The sequence below is a fragment of the Nesterenkonia sandarakina genome (genome assembly GCF_003003175.1).
Classification (GTDB): Bacteria; Actinomycetota; Actinomycetes; order Actinomycetales; family Micrococcaceae; genus Nesterenkonia; species Nesterenkonia sandarakina_A.
Window position 1 is genome coordinate 1 of the sequence record NZ_PVTY01000047.1, and the last position, 2584, is coordinate 2584.

General features: G+C 64.9%; 2 protein-coding genes. Both read left to right on the forward strand.

Annotated elements, in window-relative coordinates; all coding sequences use genetic code 11:
* Positions 1-162: 162 nt before the first annotated feature.
* Positions 163-1725: an IS21 family transposase gene (gene istA, locus BCL67_RS15040; RefSeq protein WP_106124209.1), complete on the forward strand. Its 1563-nt coding sequence runs from the start codon at positions 163-165 to the stop codon at positions 1723-1725.
* On the forward strand, positions 1722-2468 hold the full coding sequence (locus BCL67_RS15045; protein WP_106124210.1) for an ATP-binding protein: 747 nt from the start codon (positions 1722-1724) through the stop codon (positions 2466-2468). Before istA ends, BCL67_RS15045 begins: the two co-directional genes overlap by 4 nt.
* The last annotated feature ends 116 nt before the right edge of the window (positions 2469-2584 follow it).

Genomic DNA, 2584 nt, shown 5'->3' on the forward strand with positions numbered 1-2584 from the left:
TGAATATTGGCTTCGCTGGGGTCCACTGGTCGTGCGTTCCGGGGCCAGCACTCGGGTCCGGCGATAGCGGGCGTCGAGGCCGGTGATGGTGTGCGTGGGGGCCACCGAGCTTAAGCTCCTTCCGCCGTGTGTATTGGGCACACGGCGGAAGGAGAATCGTCAATGGTACGCAAGATCAGAGCGAAGCTGGTGCTGCAGTTACGTGCCGAGGGACTCTCCGGGCGGGTGATCGCGGCATCGCAGGGCATGTCTCGCAAGAGCGTCACCGCGGTGCTGGAGGCCGCCGACGCGGCCGGTGTGGGCTGGGACGATGTCGCCGATCATCCCGACGCGGAAGTGTATGAACTGCTGTTCCCGGGTCGCGGTGAGCATCAGAGCGTGTTCGCCCAGCCGGACTGGGAACGGATCCACAAGGAGCTGGCCAGGGTCGGGGTGACGCTGAAGCTGCTCCACGGCGAATACGTCGATGAATGCGGCGCTTCCGGGGCCCCGGCGATGGGCTATGACCGGTTCTGCAGGACCTACCAGCGCCACGTGTTGGTCACTGGGGCGGCCTCGAGGGTCGGGCACAAGGCCGGACAGACCGTGGAGGTGGACTGGTCGGGACCCACCATGGAGCTCCACGACCCAGTCACGGGCAAGACCACGACGGTGTACTTGTTCGTGGGGTGTCTTCCGTTTAGCCGGTACGCGTTCGTCGAGCCCACCCTGGACATGAAGCAGGACACCTGGCTGCGGGCGCACGTGGCGATGTTCGAAACCTTCGGCGGAAGCGTGCCGCGGATCGTGCCGGATAACCTCAAGACCGGAGTCATCAAGCATCCCCGCGAGGGCGAGATCGTACTCAACGATGCCTACCGGGAGATGGCCGCCCACTATTCTGCAGCAGTGCTGCCCGGGCGGGTGCGCAAACCCAAGGACAAGGCCAGTGTGGAGAACACCGTGGCCCATGTGGCGACCTGGGTCATCGCCGGGTTGCGGGAGCAGCGGTTCGCCACGCTGGCGCAGCTGAAGGCCGCGATCGCCGACCGCATCGAGGCCTACAATCAGGAGCCGTTCCAGAAGCGGCCCGGGTCACGGGCCGGCGTGTTCGCCGCCGAGGAGCAGCCGCTGCTCAGTGGGCTTCCGATGGTGGGCTATGAGATCAGCAGGTGGGCCTACGGGCGCCGGGTGGCCCGCAACGGACACGTGATCTGGGAGCGCAACTACTACTCGGTGCCCTTCGCCCATATCGGCACCAAGGTCGATCTGCGGATCACCGACCGGGTGCTGCAGGCATACCGAGGCCAAGAACGGCTGAGCAGTCACCTGCTGCTGCCGGAGGGCTCCGCCAATGAGTACCACACCAACGACGCTGACCTGCCCGCCGGTGAGCGCTACCGACAATGGGACCCGGCGCGGGTGCTCGACTGGGCCGAGAGGATCGGCCCGGCGGCGGTGACCGTGGTGAACCGGATCTTTGAGTCTGTCCCGATCCAGGAACAAGGCCTGGACCCCGCTCTGGCGGTGCTGCGGTTATCGCGTCGGTTCTCTGCAGAACGAGTGGAGGCCGCCTGCGCGCTGGCACTGACAAGCCCGGTGCGGTCGCCACGGTATAGCCATCTGCACCCGGTCCTGGTGACCGGACAGGACAAGAGCGACCTGTTGCGGCCGCCACGGAAGGAACCAGCCGAAGAGGGCGGATACGTTCGTGGGCCCGGCTATTACGCAGGAGGTGCCAAGTGAGCGGGATCGACATCGAGACCAAACGTAAGCTCCGCGAGATGGGCGCCGCCGCCTTCTTGGAGGCCCTGGAGGCTCAAGACGAGAACCTCGTGCTCGGGATGGCCTTCGAGGACAGGCTCCAGCTGGTCGTCGATGAGGCCCATTCGGCGTTCAACCACGCCAAGGTCGAGGGACTGATCCGTCGGGCCGGGCTGCGCTACCCGGCTGCGGACCTGCGCCGGATCGATCTGGTGGAAGAACGCGGCCTGGACCGCACGGTGATCGCTGCGCTGGGCACGTGTGGGTTCATCGAGAGGCAGCAGAATGTCGTGTTCCAGGGATTCACTGGATCTGGGAAGTCTTACCTCGGGTGCGCGGTGGCCAAGCAGGCCTGTCAGCATCGGATCCGGGCTCACTACATCCGCATGCCTGACCTCGAGGAGGCCTGGGCGCTGGCGAAGGACAAACCTCAGGGCACCACGAAGTTCCTGAAGAAGTACGCCGCGTTCACTCTGTTGGTGATCGATGAGTGGCTGCTGGATCATCCCGATGAGTCCATGCGCAGCATGTTGTTGGAGCTCTTAGAGCGCCGCTACGACACCGCTTCGACGGTGTTCTGCACCCAGTACGCTAAGAAGGATTGGCACCAGCGACTCGGATCCGGGGTTCATGCTGACGCGATCATGGACCGCATCGTGCACAACACCGTCTGGGTCGATACAGGCAGCCACAACATGCGGGAGCACTCCACCATGAACCAGTAGTGAGCAGATGCCGGTGGGAGCCGGTGGCTTCCACAGCGACGGCCGCTGGCCCCCACCGGCAATATCACTGGCCCCCCGAGGCAATATTGGGTGGCTCCCAAACCTCCGAATACTCA